Annotated in this window: 17 protein-coding genes and 2 rRNA genes; 4 read left to right on the top strand and 15 right to left on the bottom strand. The window is 48.3% G+C overall.

Translation table 11 applies throughout. From position 1 onward, the window contains the following. Window positions 1–103 precede the first annotated feature (103 nt). From AC5YB3_RS13005 to AC5YB3_RS13070, 14 genes are all read right to left on the bottom strand, one after another. Window positions 104–1,645, bottom strand: coding sequence for an esterase-like activity of phytase family protein (locus AC5YB3_RS13005; RefSeq protein ID WP_494525468.1), 1,542 nt, complete (start codon window positions 1,643–1,645; stop codon window positions 104–106). A 459-nt stretch (window positions 1,646–2,104) separates the two neighbouring features. Then, window positions 2,105–3,688: a methyl-accepting chemotaxis protein gene (locus tag AC5YB3_RS13010; RefSeq protein ID WP_494525469.1), complete on the bottom strand. Its 1,584-nt coding sequence runs from the start codon at window positions 3,686–3,688 to the stop codon at window positions 2,105–2,107. Window positions 3,689–4,109: 421 nt separating this feature from the next. Next, window positions 4,110–5,093: a formate dehydrogenase subunit gamma gene (locus tag AC5YB3_RS13015; protein ID WP_494527187.1), complete on the bottom strand. Its 984-nt coding sequence runs from the start codon at window positions 5,091–5,093 to the stop codon at window positions 4,110–4,112. 79 nt (window positions 5,094–5,172) lie between these two features. Then, a complete protein-coding gene (gene fdh3B, locus AC5YB3_RS13020; protein ID WP_006083570.1) occupies window positions 5,173–5,742 on the bottom strand; it encodes a formate dehydrogenase FDH3 subunit beta in 570 nt (189 codons plus the stop codon). Between the two features lie 29 nt (window positions 5,743–5,771). Further along, window positions 5,772–8,624 (bottom strand): molybdopterin-dependent oxidoreductase, encoded by a 2,853-nt coding sequence (locus AC5YB3_RS13025; protein WP_494525470.1) that lies wholly within the window; start codon window positions 8,622–8,624, stop codon window positions 5,772–5,774. Window positions 8,625–8,641: 17 nt separating this feature from the next. Then, a complete protein-coding gene (locus tag AC5YB3_RS13030) occupies window positions 8,642–8,842 on the bottom strand; it encodes a twin-arginine translocation signal domain-containing protein (RefSeq protein WP_006084531.1) in 201 nt (66 codons plus the stop codon). 384 nt (window positions 8,843–9,226) lie between these two features. Beyond that, the gene (locus AC5YB3_RS13035; RefSeq protein WP_006083567.1) at window positions 9,227–10,255 is read right to left on the bottom strand and encodes a formate dehydrogenase subunit gamma; all 1,029 of its coding nucleotides are present in this window, start codon (window positions 10,253–10,255) and stop codon (window positions 9,227–9,229) included. A 49-nt stretch (window positions 10,256–10,304) separates the two neighbouring features. Continuing rightward, window positions 10,305–10,901 (bottom strand): formate dehydrogenase FDH3 subunit beta, encoded by a 597-nt coding sequence (gene fdh3B, locus AC5YB3_RS13040; protein ID WP_006083566.1) that lies wholly within the window; start codon window positions 10,899–10,901, stop codon window positions 10,305–10,307. Between the two features lie 26 nt (window positions 10,902–10,927). After that, a complete protein-coding gene (locus AC5YB3_RS13045) occupies window positions 10,928–13,780 on the bottom strand; it encodes a molybdopterin-dependent oxidoreductase (protein ID WP_012090497.1) in 2,853 nt (950 codons plus the stop codon). Window positions 13,781–13,797: 17 nt separating this feature from the next. Further along, on the bottom strand, window positions 13,798–13,995 hold the full coding sequence (locus AC5YB3_RS13050; RefSeq protein WP_006083564.1) for a twin-arginine translocation signal domain-containing protein: 198 nt from the start codon (window positions 13,993–13,995) through the stop codon (window positions 13,798–13,800). A 173-nt stretch (window positions 13,996–14,168) separates the two neighbouring features. Continuing rightward, the gene (locus AC5YB3_RS13055) at window positions 14,169–14,846 is read right to left on the bottom strand and encodes a TorD/DmsD family molecular chaperone (protein WP_006084526.1); all 678 of its coding nucleotides are present in this window, start codon (window positions 14,844–14,846) and stop codon (window positions 14,169–14,171) included. 10 nt (window positions 14,847–14,856) lie between these two features. Next, on the bottom strand, window positions 14,857–16,518 hold the full coding sequence (locus AC5YB3_RS13060; RefSeq protein WP_494527188.1) for a 4Fe-4S binding protein: 1,662 nt from the start codon (window positions 16,516–16,518) through the stop codon (window positions 14,857–14,859). A gap of 189 nt (window positions 16,519–16,707) precedes the next feature. Continuing rightward, the gene (locus AC5YB3_RS13065) at window positions 16,708–17,376 is read right to left on the bottom strand and encodes a DUF3306 domain-containing protein (RefSeq protein WP_432407064.1); all 669 of its coding nucleotides are present in this window, start codon (window positions 17,374–17,376) and stop codon (window positions 16,708–16,710) included. Further along, window positions 17,376–17,840, bottom strand: a complete 465-nt coding sequence (locus tag AC5YB3_RS13070; RefSeq protein ID WP_006083560.1) for a DUF3305 domain-containing protein — start codon at window positions 17,838–17,840, stop codon at window positions 17,376–17,378. Before AC5YB3_RS13070 ends, AC5YB3_RS13065 begins: the two co-directional genes overlap by 1 nt. Window positions 17,841–18,159: 319 nt before the next feature. Between AC5YB3_RS13070 and AC5YB3_RS13075 the strand changes: the two genes are divergently transcribed. Together AC5YB3_RS13075 and AC5YB3_RS13080 are read left to right on the top strand one after the other, a co-directional pair. Next, entirely contained in the window at window positions 18,160–19,032 is an 873-nt protein-coding gene (locus AC5YB3_RS13075) for a formate dehydrogenase accessory sulfurtransferase FdhD (RefSeq protein WP_494525471.1), read from the top strand. 69 nt (window positions 19,033–19,101) lie between these two features. Further along, a complete protein-coding gene (locus tag AC5YB3_RS13080) occupies window positions 19,102–20,007 on the top strand; it encodes a substrate-binding domain-containing protein (RefSeq protein WP_006083558.1) in 906 nt (301 codons plus the stop codon). 241 nt (window positions 20,008–20,248) lie between these two features. Here AC5YB3_RS13080 and AC5YB3_RS13085 read toward each other — a convergent pair whose 3' ends face one another. Next, a complete protein-coding gene (locus tag AC5YB3_RS13085; RefSeq protein WP_006083557.1) occupies window positions 20,249–20,740 on the bottom strand; it encodes an N-acetyltransferase in 492 nt (163 codons plus the stop codon). A 971-nt stretch (window positions 20,741–21,711) separates the two neighbouring features. Here AC5YB3_RS13085 and AC5YB3_RS13090 point away from each other — a divergent pair. Together AC5YB3_RS13090 and AC5YB3_RS13095 are read left to right on the top strand one after the other, a co-directional pair. Then, window positions 21,712–23,254, top strand: a 16S ribosomal RNA gene (locus AC5YB3_RS13090). Between the two features lie 368 nt (window positions 23,255–23,622). Continuing rightward, window positions 23,623–26,525 (top strand): 23S ribosomal RNA (locus AC5YB3_RS13095). The 16S and 23S rRNA genes sit together here, the layout of an rRNA operon. Window positions 26,526–26,648: the final 123 nt, after the last annotated feature.

A 26,648-nucleotide genomic window follows, 5' to 3' on the forward strand; every position in this document is an offset into this window, starting at 1 on the left:
AAGGTTGTTTATGTTTTCGCGATAACGACTTCTATTACAACCTGAGTGTGTCATGAGCCACCACTAAAGACAGTGATGACTCATGCAGCTGAATACTTAATGGTTATTTGTCAGCCGATAATGGTAAGTCGTCAACGATATACAAAGTGTTGCCGTCGATATCACTTTGCGCACTATCGAGATATTTCTGTTCTAAGGTGTTGTTATTACTCCAAGTGGCGAAGTCGTCGTCATTTAGCACACCCAAACGCTTATTATCAATGAGCCACAAACCTTCCATTTTGTCATGGGGATATTGTGTTTTGGCAGCCATATCTAGCACCAGTGATTTTGTCGCGGGTATGATGCCATTGGCTGCAAGTGCCTCCCAACCATCGCTTAGCGCTACCTGTTCTAAGGTTTTACCTTTAAGGGTTAATCCTAGCGCCGCATCTTGGGCGATATCAGCTTGTGCAGTGACGGTCTCGAGATCCGTCGCGCCGCTTATATCTATCTTGTACACATGCTTCATCACATCAGTGTCGATATTAAAAAACTTGCCATCACGTTCTAACACTAAAAATTGGCTGTTACTTAAGGCAACGATAGCTGAGTTAGAGTTCTGGGCAATTTCTTGCTGATATAAATATTGGCCAATAGCGCCGGTCGCCAAGTTGATAGTCACGATTCGAGTGAGGGTATTGTTGTTAACATTCTTATCGGGATTGGAAATGGTCGATTGCATTATGCCCACAAGTGTCGACTGATCTGGCGTGATAGTCAGCCCTTCCATCCCTCGGTTGGCGCGGCGATGAGCAAACTCTGCTGGTAGGCTATATAAGTTGCGTGCATCGTCTGCGAAAGGATTAATCCGCGCTATTTCTACCCCTTCAGCCGAGTAATGCACAATGTGTGGACCATACTCATCGCTGACCCAAAAACTGCCATCATCCATGGCGGCAAGACCTTCGGAATCTAACCCATAATCATCGAGTTTGATTGGGTTGGTCTGGGCATTGTAAGGCTGGCTCATGTCTTGACGAATGACTTCACCTGCTGCGTCATAGGGGATTTCTCCTGTGCCGCCAAGGCTGCTGCTATTGGGAAGTCCGGTGATCAAGCTGCCATCTGGGCGTTTAAATAAGATGTCTTTGAGCTTAGTGATGGTGCCATTGGTTTGGAGTTCAAATAAACCGATACGTGGTGTGTAGTCCGGCGTTGGAAACATCTTACCTTTGCCTAAACTACCGGTGTAATCCGCATTCGGGCCGCGATCGGTGAGGGCATAAAATTGAATAGGATTATTGGGATTTGGCGCTGCATCAGAGCCATAGCCGCCGTTACGAATTTCAAATTTAGTACCAGGCATAGCGCCATTGTCTAAATCATTGCGCAGCACAGTGAAAGGTAGATGCACCGCTTTATTCGTAAACAGGTCGGCATTACATATATAGCTGCTATCAACCACTTCATTACCGTCGAGCTTGCCGTTATCGTTGTTATCAAGACCCGAATCTGTGCGAGTGCCGCCCATCCAGCAGTGGCTATCACCGCCAACTAATGTGGTTTGTGTGGTCAGGCTACTGATGTCTTTATCATCCGAATTACAAGCACTCAGTAGCAAAACTGACAGGCACAAGCCTGAGGTGACGAGCACATTTTTCATCTTAATATATCCCGATTCTCAAAGTGATTAGCTATGTTGTTGGCAGGTAATATAAAGTTAGGCTGTGAACTAAATGTGACAAGTGTGCCGCTTTACGTATCGAGTACGAATACGGTGTGTTGGTTGTGCATGAAAGCCCATGATGGCGTCGTTGATTGGCTGTGTCCGAAGTTTTTAGTGGTATTTAATATTGCGGCAGCAGTGATGGGCAGACTTCATTTCTGAACTACAGGCTTCACGCTCTTATTATTGGTTTAGTACTGTTGGCACTGAATCAATTCAACCATTTTTTGGTCAATAACTTTTCTAAAAATACAGTATTAATAATAGGTTAGATTTATTGGCTGCGATTTATATTGCAGGTGCGTGACTCGCTTTATATCTGCTCTAAAAATCTGCGGCCTAATAATTTTTGTTTTTAGGCCGCAGATTTAAAAGCTTTTTTCAGTGAACCTAAACCTAAAGCTTAAAATGCGATACCACGCCGACGAGTTGTTCCTTCGTCGCGGCTAAAGCTGTAGCGCTGTTAAGGGTGGCTTTACCGCTTTGATTCAGTTCATCGACCATTTCACGAATGGTGGTCAGATTACGGTTTATTTCTTCGGTCACGGCGCTTTGCTCTTCGGCGGCGGTGGCGATTTGAGTGCTGAGCCCATTAATATCGAACACATAAGCGGTCAGGGTATCGAGGTTTTCCGTTACCAGAGTGGTTGTGTCGGCGGCTTGTTGGCAACTGTGTTTGGTTTGCTCCATTGCGGTCACGGCTGCATCGGCACCGCGGCGTAAACGTTCAAGCATCTGATTAATCTCGGATGTACTGGCTTGAGTACGAGCGGCCAATGTACGCACTTCATCGGCGACAACGGCAAAGCCTCGACCTTGTTCACCTGCACGGGCGGCTTCGATGGCCGCATTAAGCGCGAGCAGATTGGTCTGATCGGCAATCTCGCCTATTACATTTAAAATAGCGGCGATATGACGAGTGTTTTCGTTCATATCATTAATCGCATCAGCAGCGACATCGACTTTAGTCACCAAGGCAATCACAGTGTTGGCGGCCTGTTCAACGGCTTTCTTCGATTTATCAGCTTGTTCATTGGCTTGCTGAGTAAACTGGGCTGCAGACGCGGCATCACCAGCAACATTATGGGCAGTCGCGCTCATTTCTGACATGGCCGTTACGACTTGGTCGGTTTCAACTGCGTGAGTTTGTAGCGCACCACTATTAGTATTGGATTGCACATTCAGTTGGCCAATTTGGTCAGACATGTGATCTGAGGCTTGGGTAATATCTGAGATGATATGGCGTAGATTATCGATAACGCGATCGAGATCGGTGGCGAGTGAGCAGAGTTCGTTGTCACCCTTTATGTTTGTCTTATGTGTCAGGTCGCCATTGGCTAGGCGTTCCATTACCCGCTTAATGTCATTGACTATCCGAACTAAGCGTTTGCTCATAAAGAGCGCGCTGAGGAGAGAGGCGATGATGGCAAATAAGATCAGGCCCAGTAACAAGCTTTCTGCGATAGCAATCTTACTTCCTGCCTGAGTTCCTAACTCATGGTTACGGATAGTGATTAGTGAAACGAGTTGATTAATTTGATCGCTGACTTTAGGACCGAGTTCACGACGTTCCTGAGTTAATTCCGCTTCTGTGGCGGTGCGCTCAGCAAGGGCGACTTCTTGTCGGTAGAGGCGGACATATTGCTCTATCTGTGGCTGTAAAGTCTGAATGTTACGCGCATTTTGGCCCATGAAATTGGTATTAAATTCAGAGAGTTTAGCGACTAGCTGGCTAATGTTCTGTTGATGTTCGGTAATGCCTTTCTCATTATGGACTAGCGTCGCTAAACGAATTTCAAAAAATTCAGCACGTATATTGGTAAAGGTTTCTGCCAGTTGGGTATTGTTGACTAAGCGACGGCTAGTTTCACCGAGATCGGTAAAGCTACGATAGGATGAGATACCTATGATGATGAGTAGAATACTCGCGATCACCGAGGGCAAAGCCGTCAGAGTGCTGGTTTTAGCATTATTAAACATAGTGACCTTAAGGATGTAGAACGGATAGAAGAGGTGATGTAATAAAATTACACAATGTGGTCATTTTACAGCCTGAAATAAGAGGGTGCAAATTGATGGTTGTTTAAATTACGCCGTAAGGTATTGTTTATTAATACTTGTTTTCATATTGTTGCATGTAATCAAACGCTGGGTTGATTATATATTGAGTTGCAAAATAACGTTGAATTCTAACTTATTGTTTTTAATTTATAATTTGTCAAATCTCCTAAATTTCGAAACATAGAAACAACACAGGTATTGCCGCTTGTGAGCGACATCACAGATTGAGTAAATGTTTTAAAATGTATCAATATTGGCATGAAGAAAAACACCTCGACGCTGCGAGGTGTTTTTAGTTAAACCGACGGTTTCTTTTATGCGTTGAGACGAGTCAATGACACTAGTCTTTGTATTTCAAGGTGCCGTTAGCTTTGATTTCGTCAAACCACAGGTTGTGATGTTGGCTTGCCCAGTTTTCATCACAGTAGCCAGACACCATACATTCCATACCGCCTTCTGACATCACGGTTGCCATGAAGATGTGGACGATAGAAAAAGCACAGATCACGATTGCGCTTACAGAGTGCAGCACGAGTGCGATCAAGCTTAATGTACGGCTAGGTTCGAATAGGTTAGGGAAGAGTAACAACATGCCAGAGGCCGAAATCACTAATCCAAATAGGGCAAAGGCCCAGAACCACATTTTCTCGCCGGCGTTCGCAAAACCTGCGTCTGGGTGCTTACCTTTGAACGGGCCAAAGTTAATGTAACCGCCCACGACTAAGAACCACTTTACGTCGTACATTTTTGGCAGCTGGTTTTTCGCCCATAGGGTGGTCATTAATGCCCAACCTATCATGAAGGGAATCGCCATCACGTCATGGATTTGCTTCGCACCGTACACGATAGCTTCCCAGATGCCTTCGCCCAACCAAGGTTGGAAGAAGAAGCGACCCGCCAGCAAGGTTAAGCCCGTTAAAATCAACAGTAAGCACGGGATTGCGCCTAACCAGTGGATTGAAACATCAAACTTAGACCAGCGATGCACTAACTTGCCTGAAAAACCATGGTGCAGCTTGGAGATGCCGTTCACCTTGATAAATAAAACAAAGATAATGATCATACCAAATAGTGCTGCCATTAAGGCCGGCGCTAACCAGTTGCTACGTAGCTCTAATACCCGTAGATCATAGGTATTGATGGGTTGAGCATGAAACTCACTTTGGGAGGTAGTGTATCCCGTGGCACCATCCTTCAGTTGTGCCCAAATTTGGGCATCAGACTGTTGAACTTGATTCGCCAGTTCATCACCACCATTGGCTAGACACACGGCACTAAATAACAGTGCTATGGCTAAGCCTATGTGTTTGAACCACTTGTTCATCATACATCCTCTCTCACCTAGTCGCGCCCGCCTGAGCAGGCGCTAAGCTAAGTCTGTGGACAGATCCTGTTGACCTGAATTAATTCCAAGCCGCGTTTTTAGCACCACGGTAAGCCACACGTTCACGGAAGATGTTTGAAACAATTTCAGCATCACCCGCTAACAGGGCCTTAGTGGCACACAGTTCTGCACACATAGGCAGTTTGCCTTCGGCAATACGGTTTGAACCGTATTTTTGGCGCTCTGCCTCTGAGTGGTTTTCTTCTGGGCCGCCAGCGCAGAAGGTACATTTATCCATCTTGCCACGGCTACCAAAGGCACCTTTTTTCGGAAACTGTGGTGCACCAAACGGACAGGCGTACAAGCAGTAACCGCAACCAATACAGGCATCTTTGTTGTGTAGCACTATGCCGTCGTCGGTTCTGTAGAAGCAATTTGCTGGGCAAACAGCCATACAAGGTGCATCTGAGCAATGCATACAGGCGACAGAGATAGAGGCTTCTCCACGTTGACCATCGTTAATGGTCACTACGCGGCGGCGTTGGATCCCCCACTCGAGAGCGGAGTCGTTTTCGTTTTTACAGGCAGTGACACAACCGTTACATTCAATGCAGCGCTTGGTATCACACAAAAATTTCATTGTAGCCATAATGGCAATTCTCCTAGCTTAAGCTGCACTTACGCTTTAACGATCTGACACAGTGATGCCTTGGTTTCCTGCATTTGTGTCACAGGGTCATAACCATAGGTCAGCGCAGTGTTAGCGGATTCACCGATAACGTAAGGTACTGTGCCCTCTGGATAATTAGGCGCTAAACTTTCACCGTGCATCACACCCGCAAAGTGATATGGCATAAAGGTCACGCCAGGTTTAACGCGTGGCGTCACCATAGCTTGTACCTTAATGCGGCCACCTTCGGCGCCTTCTAACCAGACGTCTTCACCGTTACGAATGCCGCGATCAGCTGCATCGGCAGGGCTTATCTCAACAAACATTTCCTGTTGAAGTTCAGCTAGCCAAGGGTTACAACGAGATTCTTCACCACCACCCTCGTATTCAACCAGACGGCCTGAGGTCAGTACCAGTGGGTACTTGCCGCTCATGTCTTTGTCTTGGATTGACTTATACAGCGTAGGCAGACGGTGCACTTGCATGTCGGCATAGGTTGGGTATTTGGCCACTAAGTCACGGCGCGGTGTGTATAACGGTTCGCGGTGAACTGGCGCTTGGTCTGGGAAAGTCCAAACAATACAACGGGCTTTAGCGTTACCGAAAGGAATACAGCCATGCTTGATCGCTACGCGAACTATGCCGCCTGACAAATCTGTCTTCCAGTTTCTGCCTTCGGCTTCGGTTTTTTCTGCCGCCGTCAGATCATCCCACCAACCGAGTTGCTTGAGCAGCTTGTCGGAGAACTCTGGATAACCGTCTTGGATTTCAGCACCTTTAGAGAAAGAGCCTTCAGCCAATAGGTTTTTACCATTGTATTCAACGCCGTAACGGGCACGGAAGTTACCGCCACCGTCTTTAACATGTTTGGATTGATCGTAAAGAATTTGGGTGCCGGGGTGTTTCGCTTCTGGCGTGCCCCAACATGGCCAAGGTAAACCGTAGGTTTCGCCTTTCGCTGGGCCGCCTGCGGCTTCGAGCGTCTTGTTGCTGAAGGTGCCCCAGTTTTGGGTGTGTAGTTTCAGGCGTTCAGGGCTTTGGCCCGTCATACCGATAGTCCACATGCCGCGGTTGATTTCGCGGGTGATGTCTTCAATCACAGGCAAATCATTTTCTTTGGCGATGCGTTTAGTGTACTGCTCAGCAAAACCAAGTTTTTGCGCTAAGCGATACATGATTTCGATATCGGTTTTAGATTCAAACAATGGTTCTATGACTTTTTCGCGCCATTGCTGACTGCGGCCAGAGTTAGAAACTGAGCCTTCAGTTTCAAACTGTGTCGCTGCTGGTAGCAAGTAAACACCATTCTTACGGCGATGCATCACACCTGCCATAGTTGGGAATGGATCGACCACCACCACAGTGTCCATCTTGTCTAAGGCATCACGCACGTCACGTTGGCGGGTTTCGGTGTTCACCGATTGTCCCCAGAAAAACGCCATGCGAATGTTATCTTGCTGCGCGAGTTTGCCTTTTTCTTCTAATACACCATCGTGCCAGCGAGAACAAGGGATACCCGGCGTAGTCATAGGTTCACGGCCAAGATAAGTGCCTTGATCGAAGCGGCCTTTCATCCATTCCATGTCTAGATCCCACACGTGGGTCCAGTGGGTCCAAGCACCTGTTGTTAAGCCGTAGTAACCCGGTAAGTTATCGAACAACAAACCTAAGTCAGTTGCGCCTTGTACGTTATCGTGACCACGGAAAATGTTCGTTCCGCCGCCTGACACGCCCATGTTACCTAGCGCTAATTGCAGAATACAGTAAGCGCGGGTATTGGCATTACCGACGTGGTGTTGAGTACCACCCATACACCAGATCACAGTACCTGGGCGGTTATCAGCCATGAGTTTCGCTGCTTGATAAACCTCGGCTTCGCTCACGCCTGTGATGTTTTCCACTTCTTTAGGTGGAAATTTTTTCGCCTCGGCGCGAATGGTGTCCATCTCGAAAACACGTTGTTGGATAAAGGTTTTATCCTCCCAACCGTTTTCAAAAATGTGCCATAACATACCGTAGATAAAAGGAATATCTGTACCTGGACGCAATGCACAGTGCAGATCGGAATGCGCCGCGGTGCGAGAGAAACGTGGATCAACCACGATCAACTTAGCGTTGTTTCTTTCTTTAGCGATCAGAATATGTTGCATCGCCACTGGGTGGGCTTCTGCAGGGTTAGCACCGATAAAGAAAATCGCATTCGCGTTTTGGATATCGTTAAAGGAGTTAGTTTGCGCACCGTAGCCCCAAGTGTTAGCAACACCGGCTACCGTGGTAGAGTGACAAATACGAGCTGAATGGTCGACGTTGTTTGTGCCCCACATGGCCGCTAGTTTGCGGTACATGTAGCAACCTTCGTTTGAGAATTTAGCGCTACCCATGAAGTACACTGAGTCTGGGCCGGATTCTTTACGAATGTTGAGCATTTGGTCGCCCACTTCGTTAATCGCATCTTCCCAAGAGATTTTTTTCCACTTGCCATCAACCAATTTCATTGGGTATTTAAGGCGTTTTTCACCGTGGCCATGTTCACGCAGTGCCGCACCTTTAGCGCAGTGACCACCGGCGTTGAAGGGGTGATCGAATGCAGGTTCTTGACCCGTCCATACGCCATTTTGTACTTCGGCATACAGACCACAACCGACGGCGCAGGCACTACAAATAGTACGTTTGACTTCGATAGGGGAATCATGTGGCACTTCTTTGGCTTCGACGCGACGCATCATGCCTGTGCCCATCAGTGATGCCGCCGCAATACCTCCGGTGGCAATACCTGCGTGCTTCATAAATTGACGACGGCTAATGCCTAACGCCGGTTTGTCTGCCACTGGGGCGACACTAGACTTGCGAGTTAACTTCATCGCTGACTTCTCCTAGATTAGCTGCGCAAGCTATTGTAATAGCTGCTGATGTGCGCAGTTTCGTGGTAACCCTTTGACGCTTTGGTGGTTACCTTGCTGCTCTCGCTGGCCTGTGCCACGCTCATGCCGGTTGCGGCAATCGCGGCACCCGCTACGCTGCCGACGGTGAGCGCTTTGAGCAAAGATCGGCGAGATAAATCGCTGGGTTGCTGCTTCATGCTGACTCCTGAAATTAGGGTTTAGTTTTTTGAGATCGCACGGCTTTTTGTGGGATTCATCTTGTTATCAAAAAGTGAAGATTAGCGGTGAGAAAGATAATGAAATCATCTTGTTTGCCATCAATCATCGCGCGTGACGGCAATATAGTAGGAAAGGGTTGAGTAGGAATTGATCTAGGACAGTTTGCAGTGTTGAAATCGGCTGTCGTACTCTTAAAGCGTTAACTCGCTCATAGTTTCGCAACTCCCTTGGGAGCAGGGCGCTGGCGGCTTTTTGTATCACAGCGTTTCAGGTGTTAAGTTTTTGTATTGTCGAATGAAGTACAGATAAAAGAACACCCCGCATTGCGGGGTGTTTTAAGGACCTAAAAGCTGCGGTGTAACTTAGTCTTTATATTTTAAGTTGCCGTTGGCTTTGATTTCGTCATACCAGAGATTGTGGTGCTGGATTGCCCAGTTTTCATCACAATAGCCTGACTTCATACACTCCATACCGCCTTCGCTGAGTACGGTCGCCATCCAAATATGCACTATGGTAAAGGCAATCAGAATAATGGCGCTGATAGAGTGGATCAGTAGCGCGCCCATGGAGGCTTCGCGCGGTAAGTCTAAGCCTGGTAATACCAACATGATGCCAGAAACACTGATGAATAAACCAAACAGCATCAGCGTCCAGAACCACATTTTTTCACCGGCGTTAGCAAAACCACTGTCAGGGTGTTTACCTTTGAACGGGCCAAAGTTGATATAACCACCTACCACTAAAAACCATTTCAAATCATACATCTTGAAGGTTTGTAGCGGCATCCATTTGACGACACAGACAGCCCAAGCCGCGATAAAGATGGGACCTGCCCAATCGTGGATGGTTTTACTGCCGTAGATCAATGGTGCCCACAGATCAGGCCCTAACATGGGCTGAACAACATGCTTACCTAACATTATGGTTAAACCGGTAAACATCAGTGTCAGGCAGCTGCTCGCCATGATCCAGTGGATCCACAGATCCGCCTTAGACCAACGCGCCACTAACTTGCCTGAAAAGCCCTTGCTGAGTTTTGATGGACCATTCACCAGATAAAACAATAAGAAAGCCCCGAACACACCGACAACGGCCAACGCCATAATCGGGGTTAGATATTGGTTTCTCAGTTCTTTACCTTGGTTACCGGCAACGTTAATCAACACCCCAGTATCTATCCCTTTGGCAGTGGTATAGCCGGCATCGCCTGCTTTTACCGCCCGCCAAAGATCGGCATCGCTGGTTTGCGCTTTCGCCTGTTGTTGACTCGATTGCTGATCACTTGCGTGTACTGGGCTTGCGCTCATTACTGAACCTAATCCCAATCCCATGACGAGCACCAACAGAGCAAACAGACTGCGCAGTGATTTGTTTAACTGTTTGTTTAACATTTTCACTCCTTGCCAGAGGTTAGGGATGACTCCCTAACCCTCGCTCTGCTTAGTTAATCTCACCTGTCTTGGGGTTGTAACCCCAAATCACGTTAGGATTGCCACGAGAGGCCATACGTTGACGGTAGATATTGGATACCACTTCCGCATCACCCGCGAGCAGGGCTTTTGTCGAACAAAGCTCAGCACACATAGGTAACTTGCCCTCAGCAATACGGTTGGCGCCGTATTTTTTACGCTCGGCTTCGGAGAAGGTTTCTTCTGGGCCACCGGCGCAGAAAGTACACTTGTCCATCTTGCCACGACTACCAAAGGCAGTCTTTTTCGGGAATTGCGGTGCACCAAATGGACAAGCATAGAAGCAATAACCACAACCGATACAGGTATCTTTGTTGTGTAGCACTATGCCGTCTTCGGTACGGTAGAAACAATCTGCCGGACATACGGCCATGCAGGGAGCATCGGTACAGTGCATACATGCCACTGAAATAGAGGCTTCGCCAGGTAGACCATCGTTAATCGTCACCACGCGGCGACGTTGGATTCCCCACTCGAGAGCGGAGTCGTTTTCGTTCTTACATGCAGTGACACAACCGTTACACTCGATGCAGCGCTTGGTGTCACACAGAAATTTCATGACTGCCATAATGGCTTATCTCCTCATCAAGTAGGTTAGGCTTTGCTGATCTGGCACAAGCTGGACTTAGTTTCTTGCATCTGAGTCACAACGTCGTAGCCATAAGTTAAAATGGTGTTTGCCGATTCGCCTATCACGTAAGGCACTGTGCCTTCAGGATAGTTTTTCGCGAGGCTTTCGCCTTCAAACACACCAGCAAAGTGGTATGGCATAAAACATTCACCGGCAATAACGCGCGGTGTCACCATAGCCTTAACCGTGATCTTGGCGCCTTCTGGGCCATGCACAAAGACATTGTCACCGTCACGCACGCCGCGATCCGCAGCATCCGCAGGGTTCATCTCGATGAACATTTCTTGTTGCAGCTCAGCAAGCCAAGGGTTAGAACGGGATTCTTCACCGCCGCCTTCGTATTCCACTAGACGACCAGAGGTCAGCGTCAGCGGGAAGCCTTGGGTAAAGTCCTTATCTTGGATTGACTTATACAAGGTCGGCAGACGCGCAACCATACGGTCTTCGTAGGTTGGGTACTTGGCGACTAAGTCACGACGAGGAGTGTAAAGTGGTTCGCGATGTTTCGGGATATCATCTGGAAAAGTCCAAACGATACAACGGGCTTTAGCGTTGCCATAGGGAATACAGCCATGCTTGATCGCAACACGTTGGATGCCACCAGAAATGTCAGTCTTCCAGTTTTTGCCTTCGGCGCGTTTTTTCTCTGCATCTGTGAGTTCATCCCACCAACCCAATTGCTTGAGCATGTCGGCGGAGAATTCAGGATAACCATCTTGAATTTCACTGCCTTTAGAGAAAGAACCTTCGGCAAGAATGTTGACGCCATCATGCTCAACACCGTAACGGGCACGGAAGTTACCGCCACCGTCTTTCACGTGTTTTGATTGATCGTACAGGATCTGGGTACCAGGATGTTTCATCTCTGGTGTACCCCAACATGGCCAAGGTAAACCGTAGACTTCACCCTTAGCAGGACCGCCGGGTGCTGTTAGATTATTGACATCGAAAGTGCCCCAGTTTTCTTGGTGCATTTTCAAACGCTCAGGGCTTTGACCTGTATAACCTACAGTCCACATACCGGTATTGAATTCGCGGGTCACATCTTCAATCAAAGGCTCTTCGCCATTCACTTGAATGTGCTTACAGAATTCTTTTTCAACGCCCCATTTTTTAGCGAACTTATACATGATGATGTGATCGGGCAGAGACTCAAACAGTGGCTCGATGACTTTAGTACGCCATTGGAGCGAACGGTTTGAGGCCGATACTGAACCATAGGTTTCGAATTGCGTCGCCGCAGGCAATAGGTACACACCGTCTTTACGTTGGTGCATAACACCTGCCATGGTTGGGAAAGGATCGACCACAACCACAGTATCCATCTTGTTCAATGCTTCACGCACTTCACGACCACGGGTTTCAGTGTTAACCGATTGTCCCCAGAAGAACGCCAGACGGATATTGTCTTTCTGCGCAATTTTGGTTTTATCTTCTAACACCCCATCGTGCCAGCGAGAGCAAGGAATACCGGCTGATGTTTGTGGTGTTTGGCCTAGGTATTCACCTTGGTCGAAACGGCTGGCAATCCATTTAGGATCGAGATCCCATACATTTGACCAGTGAGCCCACGCGCCAGTCGTTAAGCCGTAGTAACCGGGTAAGTTGTCGAATAACAAACCAAAGTCAGTCGCACCTTGCACGTTATCGTGACCACGGAAGATGTTAGTCCCGCCACCAGAAACACCCATGTTGCCTAGGGCCAACTGTAAAATACAGTATGAACGGGTGTTGGCATTACCGACATGGTGCTGAGTACCGCCCATACACCAAACGATAGTGCCGGGTTTCGTTTCGGCCAGCATTTTAGCCACACGGTACATTTGCGCCTTAGGCACGCCTGCAACCAGTTCAACTTCTTCTGGGGTGTATTTTTTGGCTTCTTCACGGATACGCTCGATGCCGTATACGCGTTGTTTGATAAACTCTTTATCTTCCCAGCCGTTTTCAAAAATGTGCCATAACAGGCCATAAATGAAGGGGATATCTGTACCTGGGCGGATATGCACGTACTCGTCAGATTTCGCTGCAGTACGGGTGAAACGTGGATCAACAACAATCACTTTAGCGCCGCGTTCTTTGGCGACTAGAATATGTTGCATTGCCACTGGATGCGCTTCACTTGGGTTTGAACCCACAAACATGATGCACTTAGTGTGGCGGATATCGTTAATCGAGTTGGTTTGCGCACCGTAGCCCCAAGTGTTAGCAACACCGGCTACCGTGGTAGAGTGACAAATACGGGCTGAATGGTCGACGTTGTTCGTGCCCCACAGTGCCGCTAATTTGCGATATAAATAAGCTTGTTCGTTCGAAAACTTGGCGCTACCCATAAAGTAAACGGAATCTGGACCTGACTCTTGACGAATCGCTTCCATCTTGTCGCCGACTTCATTAATCGCTTGATCCCAAGAGATCTTTTTCCACTTGCCGCCTTCTAACTTCATTGGGTATTTCAGGCGTTTTTCACCGTGGCCGTGCTCACGCAGTGCCGCACCTTTCGCGCAGTGTCCACCTTGGTTAAAGGGATGGTCAAATGCCGGTTCTTGACCTGTCCACACGCCGTTTTGTACTTCTGCATATACACCACAGCCGACGGCGCAGTGAGAACAGATGGTACGTTTAACTTCGGTGGGAACATTGTGGCCTATGTCTTCTTGGGCTTGTGCTTTACGCATCATGCCTGTGCCCAGCATGGACGCCGCAGCGATGCCACCTGTGGCAAGACCTGCCGATTTTAAGAACTGACGACGATTGAGACCCAGTGCTGGCGCTTTAGATTCGACAACCTGGTCTGTTTTGCGGGTTAATCGCATCACACACTCTCCTCTGGTTAGTTGTTCAACGACGCATAATAGTTACGGATATGGTCGGTTTCGCGGTAGTTCTCACTCTTAGGCTCTGTGGTTGCTGCCGTTTTTGTCGAGGCTAACGCCTGACTGCTCACGGTTACCACTGCGCCTGCCGCACTGCCGAGTGCCAATGCTTTGAGCAATTGACGACGGCCCATGTCGGAAGCTGGCTTCTTCATAGTGTCTCCTTGTGTTGCGGGATAAGGTGGCACAAACGGTGACCACCTCGGTTATTGTGAAAGCCTAAGCTTTCGTTATTGTTGCGAAGGTGCGTGTGACTTCACCTTGCCGTTTAAATCCATTTAGCACTGATATCTAGCGCGCACATGTCGCGCTATTATTAAGCTTAGTCTTAGTTCATTAATTCCACTGGTTTTGCTAAATCGCTGGTGGCCGGTTGTAGGTCGGCGCTGCCTGGGCAATTGACGGGAATATCTAAGCTCAATTGTTCAAAGGCACTGGCTTCCATTTCAAAGAAGGCTTTTGCCAGCTGGGCGACGGTCGCGTAAAACGCAGCGCTGGGCGCTTTAGCTAAGTTGTCGCAGAAGCGGCCAATCCAACTGCCGATATGGCGTTGGTAAAAAGCCAGTTGGCGATAGCTCGGCGCTTCTAAAATCAGGGTTCCCATTACTTCACACAGGGCGGCTACATGATCTTCGGGTTCTTTGACATTGTCTTCGCGTTCAAATCCAAGTTGCATTAGGTCTTGGCGCAGTAATGCCAGCGGTTTGTCCATTAAGGAGCCAGTCATAAACCAGCTGCCATAGGGCAGGATTTCACCAGAGCCTACGCCGAGGAATAGCGCAAAATACTCGTCTTCAAGCTGTTCATCGTTGAACTGCTGGGCGGCAAGTTGGAGTGATAACCAAGCTTTGGTCATCTCGTTGTCTTCATTGGCATCGATTTCAAGATTGGCCAAAAATTGCAGCAGTTCAGGACTCGGCTGACGGCGCAATAGGGCGGCTAACAGTTGATAGATATCGGCTCTCAACTGATCGTTTTCTGAAACTTGTCTTACTGATTCGGTCATAGCGGATCTCTTATCGCAGTTGCTTTTCAGGATCTTGAAGAATGTCTTCAAACATGTCTTTTACCCGGCAGTCGCCACACATTTTCAAGCGCTCAATATTGGCAGAAAATGCGCTGTGCGCGCCGACCATATCCAGCATCCGATGCACCATAGATTGGGTCGCGAAAGGAGAGCCGCAGCGAATACATTCGAAGGGAGCTTCTTCTTTCAGGGTGTGTTGTTGCTGACGAGCAGCTTTATCAAAATTAATTTGTGGCGTTAGGCTTATCACTTTTTCAGGACAGGCCGCTTCACATAAGCCGCATTGCACGCAGTTTTGCTCAATAAAGTGTAGTGCAGGTTTGTCGCCGCCATCTTGCAATGCCACGGTTGGGCAAATTGCCACGCAGGACATACACATAGTGCACTTTTCGACATTCACGCTGACTTTGCCAAAGGGAATGTTGTTGAGGCTAAGGCAAGTATCGATTTCACCCGCTTGGCTATTGAGGTGATCTATCGCTTCAAATAGCGTGTTGCGTTTGGTAGTCGAGACAAATGCAGCGGGCACGATCACGGGCCAATCTAAGCTGATATCGAGCATCGAATCTAAATCGGCAAGCTTGCTTGGGTCGATGAGGCTGATACGTTGTGGCTGACCCATTTCATCTAAAATGCTGTTGGCTAACGAAAGCTCGCCTTTAAGCATTTGCGTAAGAGTTGGCGCTGTGGCGTCGGTATTGAGGATCAGCACTTGGCGCGCGCCCCAAGCGAGTACAGACAGCCAGTGATCTAAGCTAGCAACAGTAATTTCTTCTAGGGCGACGGGGATAATGTCACCCGCTAGATCGTCGGTGATAAAGTCAGCGCCGACGGCATTATCATGGAACAAAATCACCGGTGCGGTTTGGGCTTGCTCGCGGAAACGACTAACGACTTTGTTCAGATATGAATGTAAGGCCTGCGGCGTCGGTAAATCGTAACTGATGGCACCCGTTGGACAAGCACTAGTACAACTGCCCGCGCCGTGGCAAAGGTATGGGTCGATTTCAATTTTCTTCGCCACGCTACTAATTGCATCGGCTGGACAAAAGTTAAGGCAACGATTACAACCATTGATGCCATTGCGGTCGTGGGCACAAATATCTGGGTTGATTTTGACGTAGCGAGGCTTATCGAATTGGCCGACAAGATCGGGAATTTGCGCGAGGGCATCTTCGAGTTTCTCAGTGTCTTGACCGACATAGAAATAACCGGGTGGCAGCATCTCTAAGTTCAAACAAGCTGTGCTGCTCAAATCGAGCACGATATCGAAATGGGGTTTACGAATCGACACTAAACTGAGTTCGGCCGCGCCATCTTGATTTTCAACACTGACTTGGAATTGGCCTAAAAAGCCTTTTACGCCAATGAGTTTGTTGTAGTAACTTTCGACATCGGTTGCCGCCGCCATCACACGCTCAAGGTGGGCTTCGTCTTGGCTGGTAATGGCTTCATTGGCTAAAATCACGCGATGGGCCATAGTGGACAATTTGTCCGCGGCAAGGCGAGCAAGATCTTCTGGGCCGATAATGAGGACATTGCCTTCGGTGGTGTAGCTGACGGTTGGCGGGATCAGATTCTGCAGCATCTGAGTTTGCGCTAACACCTGTTGCCGCGCTTGTTTTAACGCTTCTTGGGTTTGATTGGTCATCAAATGAGTGCTCACATTGCGTTCCTGAACAGTACTTTGGCTGTTTCTTGTTTTACTGTATCTGGGCAGATTTAGGCGGCTGGTAATAAGTAAGTCATTGCCTTTTCTGCTTTTATCTAAGCTTTTTTATGTCTTAGTACAGCAATTCACATACCAAAGTTACGGACATTAAAATTAGCTAAACTGACGTTAAACAACTCGGGTTTGGACCTGAGCCGAGGGCTCTGGTGCATTTTGGGGTAGGTCATCAGTCTCCCCATCCAAATTGTCCGCTATCGGCTCTGCTGCCAATTCGGTTTCGACTTCTTGAGTCGTGGTTTCGCTTACATCAAGACTAGCGGATGGATTAGTTTCTGCAGCTTGTTTGGCTAAGGCTGACTCTTCATCCGGCGTTTCGCTGTCTTTGGTGATGTAGCGGAAGACTTTTTGCGCTAATTCTGCTGAAACTTCGGCGCTGAGTTTGGGCTGATTACTGTAATCGAGCGCATATTCTAAAAGCCCATCTATCTCGTTGAAATGTGGTTGTTTCCACAGTGCTCGCAGCGCCGCAGATTTCGCCGCCGGATCGACATTCGCGCCCATAAAACTCGCAAAGCTGCCGCCAATTTCAATTTCGTCAGGATTCGGTAAATCCGCCGCTGTGAGCATGCGATTCGGATCGTCATGTTCGGCAGTATTGGACTCTGTTACTGGCTCTGTCGGTTGAAGCGGCTCAACTGCCACAGTGGCTTCGGTCGCGATCGGCGCTTGAGGCGCTGCTTCTTCTTGAGTTTCTCGCGCTTGTTCAGCGGCAACTTGTTCGCGACGCTGGTTCCAGCGACTCAGTAGCCCAGCCGTTTTTTGCGTGGATTCAGCCATTAGTCCCTCCGAAGTGGATCGTGACTCGGGCCTTGATTCTTACGGCCATCGACATGCTTACGGCGATGGGCGGCGATTTCGACTTCGCCATGCTGGGTGATAAAGGCTTCAATCCAACAAGCGATGGCTTCTGGCATCAATAGGTTGATAACAGGGGTATTGCCCTCAAGGCAACCTGCGGCGACGTTTTGGTCTGCCGACAGTGCTGCGGGTATCCAAGTGCCATCGGCCGTTTCATCGCACACTAAATACAGCATAGCGTTATCTACATCGAGATTGAGGCGATAGCTGGCGCGTTCGTCTTTGTGCAGTTCGAGGAGCACTAAGGTTGCGTCGTCTGGGGCTTGATGGGTGGCGGGAAGTAGGTGTTCAATTTCCCATTGTACTGAGGTCCAGCGGCCAACTTGTTTCTCTACTTTTTTAAGTGAAACGTACATGGGCCAAACATTCGTTGTATGTTGCATTGTCTCTCCGTCTCAGCCGTGTTGATGGACGAACCGTAGATCGAACGGATCGGTTTTACCAACAAATTGCGATAAAAGGTCACTGCAATATTGGTGCCAGTAAACATGGGGTATTAGTTTGAACTAGATCATCAAAAACCCCCTAAAAAGTGGACATTTTGTCCAGTACTGGGTTTTGTTTGGGACATAAAAGGGCTAATGAAAAATCAGCATTGCGGCAGATCACGCATTTAAACCCGAGTTTTATACCTAGGTATAAATATTGCTATGCTCAGGCCATGACTCGTTAAGCGGTAGCATTATGATTTCGGAAAACAGCATGGGCACAGATAAAGAAGTAGCGGCAGCTAACCCCACTCAGAAGCCTCATCATCAGTGTTCTTTTGTGAGAACCCAAGCGGAAGTACCGTTAACCATTGCCGTAAAAGCAGTGAATGAGGCGGGGGAAGTGCTGGATAAATTTGTTGCCTGTGAACGTCCACTTACCGTTTATTTAAACTGGCGTCCCATAGTGACGCTAATGACCCTAGGGGCAAAACCTGAGTCTCTGGCGTTAGGTTATCTTAAGAACCAAGGCTTTATTTCGGATGTGAGCCTGCTGGACTCTGTCATCGTCGATTGGGATGTGAGTTCTGCGGCTGTGGTTACCCGTGAACAAACTGTCGATCTCGACGAGAAACTCTCCGAAAAAACCGTGACGTCAGGCTGTGGTCAAGGCACGGTGTATGGCAGTTTCATGCAGGATCTAGATAACATCAATTTACCTACACCGAGTTTGAAGCAAAGCACGCTGTATAGCTTATTGAAAAATATCAACGAATATAACGAAACCTATAAGAATGCTGGCGCTGTGCATGGCTGTGGTTTGTGCGAAGACGATAAGATTATGGCCTTCGTTGAAGATGTCGGCCGCCATAATGCCGTCGACACCTTGGCTGGGGATATGTGGCTGACGCAGGATCGTGGCGATAACAAAATATTCTATACCACAGGCCGCTTAACCTCTGAAATGGTGATTAAAGTCGCCAAGATGGGGATCCCCATTTTGCTATCACGTAGCGGCGTCACTCAGATGGGCTTAGCACTGGCGCAGCAGTTAGGCATTACTATTATCGCCCGCGCTAAAGGTCGACACTTTTTGGTGTATCACGGCAGTGAAAATCTGCAATTTGATGCCAATACGGCTCCTTAGCCCCAAGTGAGCTAAGACAGTAATGCTAAGACTTGCATGCAGTAATAAAGAATAAGACAAGGAAACAAGATGACGTCTGCCAGTGAATTGGTTTACATGAGCGCGAAGCAAGTGGCCGAGTATTTAGATCTTAACGAGAAAAAAGTCTACGCCATGGCCAATGACAGAATTCTCCCCGCCACTAAAATCACCGGTAAATGGCTATTCCCGAAAGTGTTAATCGACCGTTGGGTGATGGATTCGTGTCACAGTGGCATGCTTACCGACCGTTTGTTGATCACCGGTAGTGACGATCCACTCTTATCTATGCTGGTGGCGCGCTTGATGGCACAAGTCGGTAGCCGTGAGTTGATAAGCTACAGCGCGACAGGTTCACGCTTAGGATTAGAGTTACTCGCTAAAGGTTATGCCGATGTGTGTACCTTGCACTGGGGCAGTATGGAGGATCGCAATATCCGTCATCCAGCCTTACTTAAAGGGTATAACAATCATCAACAATGGATCATGGTGCACGGTTACTCCCGTCAACAAGGGTTGATCATGCGTGCCGATATGCACCACAGGTGCCAAGAGGAAGATAAAGTCGTGAACTTACCTTGGCGTTGGGTGAGTCGTCAGGGCGGCGCGGGTAGCCAGCAACATTTAGAACATTGGTTGTTAAAGCAAGGCGCTCGCTTAGATCAGCTAAATGTCGTGCTGACGGCCTATAGTGAACGGGAGCTGGCAGGTTATATCGCCCGTGGTGATGCCGATATAGGTTTTGGCTGTCAATCTGTGGCATTGGAGAGTGGTTTGAGTTTCGTGCCACTGATTAAAGAGTCCTTCGATTTCGTTATGCCGCAAAGCATTTACTTCCGTCGTCAGCTTCAACAACTCTTTACTATGTTGGCGAGCGGCCACTCGAGGCAAATGGCGGCGCTACTGGGTGGCTATGATCTTACCGACTGTGGACAGTTACTCTGGAGTGCGAGCTAATCCACTTTCTCGGTAATGGATCAAGCTGAATAGAGTCGAATGATCTCTGCCTTACTTATGACAGTTACTTACACTGCTACTTATTATATATAGCTAGTTACCGAATAAGTATTAAAGAGATCTCTCCCTGTCCCTGATTAAGTCATTTGGAGCTTTCTATGGCGATGGGATGAAGGCCGCTGCACTATTAACATGAAAAGAAGTTAGGAGATGCAAAACGATTAGATACAATTAACTGAGATTAGTCGTTATCTTTATCCTTTCTTCGCATTACCCATTCCCATACTTGCGTGTTTTCGCAACGTTGGCGTTTCTCATTCCGGAAACCCTGCTGTTGATAAAATAACAAAGCACGCTGGTTTTGTTCATAGACCGCCAGCCAAAGTAAAGGTCTCAATTGTTTTGCATGATTAAGCAAAGCAACACCATAACCTTGGCCTTGTCTATCCGCATGAACAAATAAGGCTGATAACTCATCGTCATGCATAGCGCTAAATCCAAGTATTTCGTGATCGGCTTCCAATACCCAACATTCACAACTAGGTAAATAATCATTCGACATCGTATGCAGTTGTTCCTTCCAATAAGTTGCGGCAACAAAAGGATGCGCTTGAAGACTTCCCTTTAGCCACAAAGCGCTAATGGCAGTATGATCATCGGCTAATGCAGGACGAATGGTAAATGTTCTTGGCGTATCAGACTTAGTTTGAGTCATTTTATTATATTTCTTCATCGTGGTTTGTACCGTCTATTACAACAGTCTAGACATAGTTGATCAATAATTTTTCATTAAAACAATACGTTAACATCTTGATGGGCGTTGAACCGTGCCCCACCTCTTATTTAATCTGACCTTTTAAGCAAGCTAAATTGCATTTACCCGTTAGAAAGCAATTTTCTTGTGCTAAATGTAGTCAACTCATTGAGAAAAGCTAAGCAATGAAGGCTTACGAGTCGCTAAAGTACCTTGTATCCTAAAATGTACTAGCGGTCATCTATATGTCCCCCCTATATTTTCCATTAACTGCTCTATATAAAAGTAGGGAGGAGATATTCCGATTCGGGTAACCGTTATCGTTACCTAAACCAAGTAAATTCATACCCTGAACCCTTCATTTTGATGCTGTACATCCTCAAAATATGAGGTAGAACTGCAGAGAAAACGCTATTTTGTGGATAACTTTGGGGGTAAGTGGTGGGTATCTTGTGGCTAGTTTAGGTAATCAGAATTAACTGCAGATTTCCTTAAAAAAGGGGTTGCGCACTTTCTCAATCTCCCTATAATGCGCATCCACTGACACGGCAGACAGCGAAAGCAAGATGACGAGTTAGATTGAATTGAATGGCTTTTAACCACTTAATTCAACCGCAGCAAGAAGTTGAAAAAACTCCTTGACGCGAAACGGGAAATGCGTAGAATACGCAGCCCTAGCCAACTGGAAGCGTTCGACGCTCAGTGTGGTACTCACGTCCTCTTACGGATATTGAGTTGCTCTTTAACAAGATAAAACAAGAAATCTGTGTGGACACTCACAGGTGTTGAGTTAATCGAAACTGCTCAACCTTCGGGTTGGCAGTCAAAAATTTAAATCAATGTAACAATGAGTGTTCATAGCAATATGTACAGTTTGTTTCTTTTAGCGAGAAACAAAAAATCAGAATTCATTGAGCCGCTGAAGTCGTAAGACGGAAGCAACAAAACTTTAATTGAAGAGTTTGATCATGGCTCAGATTGAACGCTGGCGGCAGGCCTAACACATGCAAGTCGAGCGGCAGCACAAGGGAGTTTACTTCTGAGGTGGCGAGCGGCGGACGGGTGAGTAATGCCTAGGGATCTGCCCAGTCGAGGGGGATAACAGTTGGAAACGACTGCTAATACCGCATACGCCCTACGGGGGAAAGGAGGGGACCTTCGGGCCTTCCGCGATTGGATGAACCTAGGTGGGATTAGCTAGTTGGTGAGGTAATGGCTCACCAAGGCGACGATCCCTAGCTGTTCTGAGAGGATGATCAGCCACACTGGGACTGAGACACGGCCCAGACTCCTACGGGAGGCAGCAGTGGGGAATATTGCACAATGGGGGAAACCCTGATGCAGCCATGCCGCGTGTGTGAAGAAGGCCTTCGGGTTGTAAAGCACTTTCAGTAGGGAGGAAAGGTAGCAGCTTAATACGCTGTTGCTGTGACGTTACCTACAGAAGAAGGACCGGCTAACTCCGTGCCAGCAGCCGCGGTAATACGGAGGGTCCGAGCGTTAATCGGAATTACTGGGCGTAAAGCGTGCGCAGGCGGTTTGTTAAGCGAGATGTGAAAGCCCCGGGCTCAACCTGGGAATTGCATTTCGAACTGGCGAACTAGAGTCTTGTAGAGGGGGGTAGAATTCCAGGTGTAGCGGTGAAATGCGTAGAGATCTGGAGGAATACCGGTGGCGAAGGCGGCCCCCTGGACAAAGACTGACGCTCAGGCACGAAAGCGTGGGGAGCAAACAGGATTAGATACCCTGGTAGTCCACGCCGTAAACGATGTCTACTCGGAGTTTGGTGTCTTGAACACTGGGCTCTCAAGCTAACGCATTAAGTAGACCGCCTGGGGAGTACGGCCGCAAGGTTAAAACTCAAATGAATTGACGGGGGCCCGCACAAGCGGTGGAGCATGTGGTTTAATTCGATGCAACGCGAAGAACCTTACCTACTCTTGACATCCACGGAATTCGCTAGAGATAGCTTAGTGCCTTCGGGAACCGTGAGACAGGTGCTGCATGGCTGTCGTCAGCTCGTGTTGTGAAATGTTGGGTTAAGTCCCGCAACGAGCGCAACCCCTATCCTTATTTGCCAGCACGTAATGGTGGGAACTCTAGGGAGACTGCCGGTGATAAACCGGAGGAAGGTGGGGACGACGTCAAGTCATCATGGCCCTTACGAGTAGGGCTACACACGTGCTACAATGGCGAGTACAGAGGGTTGCAAAGCCGCGAGGTGGAGCTAATCTCACAAAGCTCGTCGTAGTCCGGATTGGAGTCTGCAACTCGACTCCATGAAGTCGGAATCGCTAGTAATCGTGGATCAGAATGCCACGGTGAATACGTTCCCGGGCCTTGTACACACCGCCCGTCACACCATGGGAGTGGGCTGCAAAAGAAGTGGGTAGCTTAACCTTCGGGGGGGCGCTCACCACTTTGTGGTTCATGACTGGGGTGAAGTCGTAACAAGGTAGCCCTAGGGGAACCTGGGGCTGGATCACCTCCTTACCTATACGACTAACTTAATTTTTGCTGAGTGTTCACACAGATTGCTTGTTTATCTTCTCTTAGGAGAAGTCAGAGCTGAATGCGCCGCTAGCAGGTACGCATTGTTCTTTAACAATTTGGAAAGCTGATAGTATGTAACGTGATGATGTCTGTCGTCATGTTACTTACAAACCGATGTAAACGTGGAAACGTTTGCATCATGAGTTCTCAAACACTTTATTAAGTGTCTTGAATATTCAAAAAGTAAATTATTCTTTATTGAATAGTTTGCGTCTAAGGCGCGTCCACTTCTTTGGTCAGAAGTGAGACAAGTAAAACCAAGCTGGTCGCAATGCGGCGCAGATGAGTGAAACTCATTTGGGTTGTATGGTTAAGCGACTAAGCGTATACGGTGGATGCCTTGGCAGTCAGAGGCGATGAAGGACGTAGTAACTTGCGAAAAGCGTTGGCGAGCTAGTAACAAGCATTTGAGCTAACGATGTCCGAATGGGGGAACCCAGCAGCATAAGCTGTTATCGCAACATGAATACATAGTGTTGCGAGGCGAACCCGGGGAACTGAAACATCTAAGTACCCGGAGGAAAAGAAATCAACCGAGATTCCCCTAGTAGCGGCGAGCGAACGGGGATTAGCCCTTAAGTCAGTGGGGTGTTAGTGGAATGTGTTGGAAAGCACAGCGGCACAGGGTGATAGCCCCGTACATGAAAACTAACCATTGATGAAAACGAGTAAGGCGGGACACGTGACATCCTGTTTGAATATGGGGGGACCATCCTCCAAGGCTAAATACTCCTGACTGACCGATAGTGAACCAGTACCGTGAGGGAAAGGCGAAAAGAACCCCTGTGAGGGGAGTGAAATAGAACCTGAAACCGTATACGTACAAGCAGTGGGAGCGGTTCTTGAGACCGTGACTGCGTACCTTTTGTATAATGGGTCAGCGACTTACATTTTGTAGCGAGGTTAAGCGAATAGCGGAGCCGTAGGGAAACCGAGTGTTAACTGCGCGTTTAGTTGCAAGGTGTAGACCCGAAACCCGGTGATCTAGCCATGGGCAGGTTGAAGGTTGAGTAACATCAACTGGAGGACCGAACCGACTAATGTTGAAAAATTAGCGGATGACTTGTGGCTGGGGGTGAAAGGCCAATCAAACCGGGAGATATCTGGTTCTCCTCGAAAGCTATTTAGGTAGCGCCTCGAGCGAATACCATTGGGGGTAGAGCACTGTTAAGGCTAGGGGGTCATCCCGACTTACCAACCCTTTGCAAACTCCGAATACCAATGAGTACTACTCGGGAGACAGACGGCGGGTGCTAACGTCCGTCGTCAAAAGGGAAACAACCCAGACCGTCAGCTAAGGTCCCAAAGTACTAGCTAAGTGGGAAACGATGTGGGAAGGCTTAGACAGCTAGGATGTTGGCTTAGAAGCAGCCATCATTTAAAGAAAGCGTAATAGCTCACTAGTCGAGTCGGCCTGCGCGGAAGATGTAACGGGGCTAAGCTAGTCACCGAAGCTACGGGTGCACAGTTTACTGTGCGCGGTAGAGGAGCGTTCTGTAAGCCGTTGAAGGTGAAGGGGTAACCCACGCTGGAGGTATCAGAAGTGCGAATGCTGACATGAGTAACGATAAAGGGGGTGAAAAACCCCCTCGCCGAAAGACCAAGGGTTCCTGTCCAACGTTAATCGGGGCAGGGTGAGTCGACCCCTAAGGTGAGGCCGAAAGGCGTAATCGATGGGAAACAGATTAATATTTCTGTACTTCCGCTAACTGCGATGGAGAGACGGAGAAGGCTAGGCTAGCGCGGCGTTGGTAGTCCGCGTTTAAGGTGGTAGGTTGATTTCTTAGGCAAATCCGGGGAATCGCACTTTAGTGTGCAGACTGAGAGCTGATGACGAGGTCCTAAGGGACTGAAGTAGTTGATGCCATGCTTCCAGGAAAATCTTCTAAGCTTCAGGTTAGCGGGAATCGTACCCCAAACCGACACAGGTGGTCGGGTAGAGAATACCAAGGCGCTTGAGAGAACTCGGCTGAAGGAACTAGGCAAAATGGTACCGTAACTTCGGGAGAAGGTACGCTCCTGTTGGTGATGAGACTTGCTCTCTAAGCTGACGGGAGTCGCAGATACCAGGTGGCTGCAACTGTTTATCAAAAACACAGCACTGTGCAAACTCGCAAGAGGAAGTATACGGTGTGACGCCTGCCCGGTGCCGGAAGGTTAATTGATTGGGTTATCGCAAGAGAAGCTCATGATCGAAGCCCCGGTAAACGGCGGCCGTAACTATAACGGTCCTAAGGTAGCGAAATTCCTTGTCGGGTAAGTTCCGACCTGCACGAATGGCGTAATGATGGCCACGCTGTCTCCAGCCGAGACTCAGTGAAGTTGAAATTGCGGTGAAGATGCCGTATACCCGCGGCTAGACGGAAAGACCCCGTGAACCTTTACTATAGCTTGGCACTGAACATTGAACCTACATGTGTAGGATAGGTGGGAGACTTTGAAGTTGTGACGCTAGTCATGATGGAGTCGTCCTTGAAATACCACCCTTGTAGTTTTGATGTTCTAACCTAGGTCCCTTATCGGGATTAGGGACAGTGCCTGGTGGGTAGTTTGACTGGGGCGGTCTCCTCCCAAAGAGTAACGGAGGAGCACGAAGGTTGGCTAAGTACGGTCGGACATCGTACGGTTAGTGCAATGGCATAAGCCAGCTTAACTGCGAGACATACACGTCGAGCAGGTACGAAAGTAGGTCATAGTGATCCGGTGGTTCTGAATGGAAGGGCCATCGCTCAACGGATAAAAGGTACTCCGGGGATAACAGGCTGATACCGCCCAAGAGTTCATATCGACGGCGGTGTTTGGCACCTCGATGTCGGCTCATCACATCCTGGGGCTGAAGTCGGTCCCAAGGGTATGGCTGTTCGCCATTTAAAGTGGTACGCGAGCTGGGTTCAGAACGTCGTGAGACAGTTCGGTCCCTATCTGCCGTGGGCGTTGGATGATTGAAGGGAGCTGCTCCTAGTACGAGAGGACCGGAGTGGACGAACCGCTGGTGTTCGGGTTGTCATGCCAATGGCATTGCCCGGTAGCTACGTTCGGAATCGATAACCGCTGAAAGCATCTAAGCGGGAAGCGAGCCCTAAGATGAGTCATCCCTAGGAATTTAATTCCTCTAAAGAGCCGTTCGAGACTAGGACGTTGATAGGCATGGTGTGTAAGCGTTGTGAGGCGTTGAGCTAACATGTACTAATGACTCGAGAGGCTTAACCATACAACCCAGATGGGTTTTACTGAAAATGTTCCAGACATTTTCTAGCACTTCCTCCATCCATGGAGGTCGTACGAAAAGCCTTAGACAGAATATCGACACTTGATGAAGTGTGAACTCAAACAA

The sequence above is a fragment of the Shewanella sp. 1311 genome, from assembly GCF_059338235.1.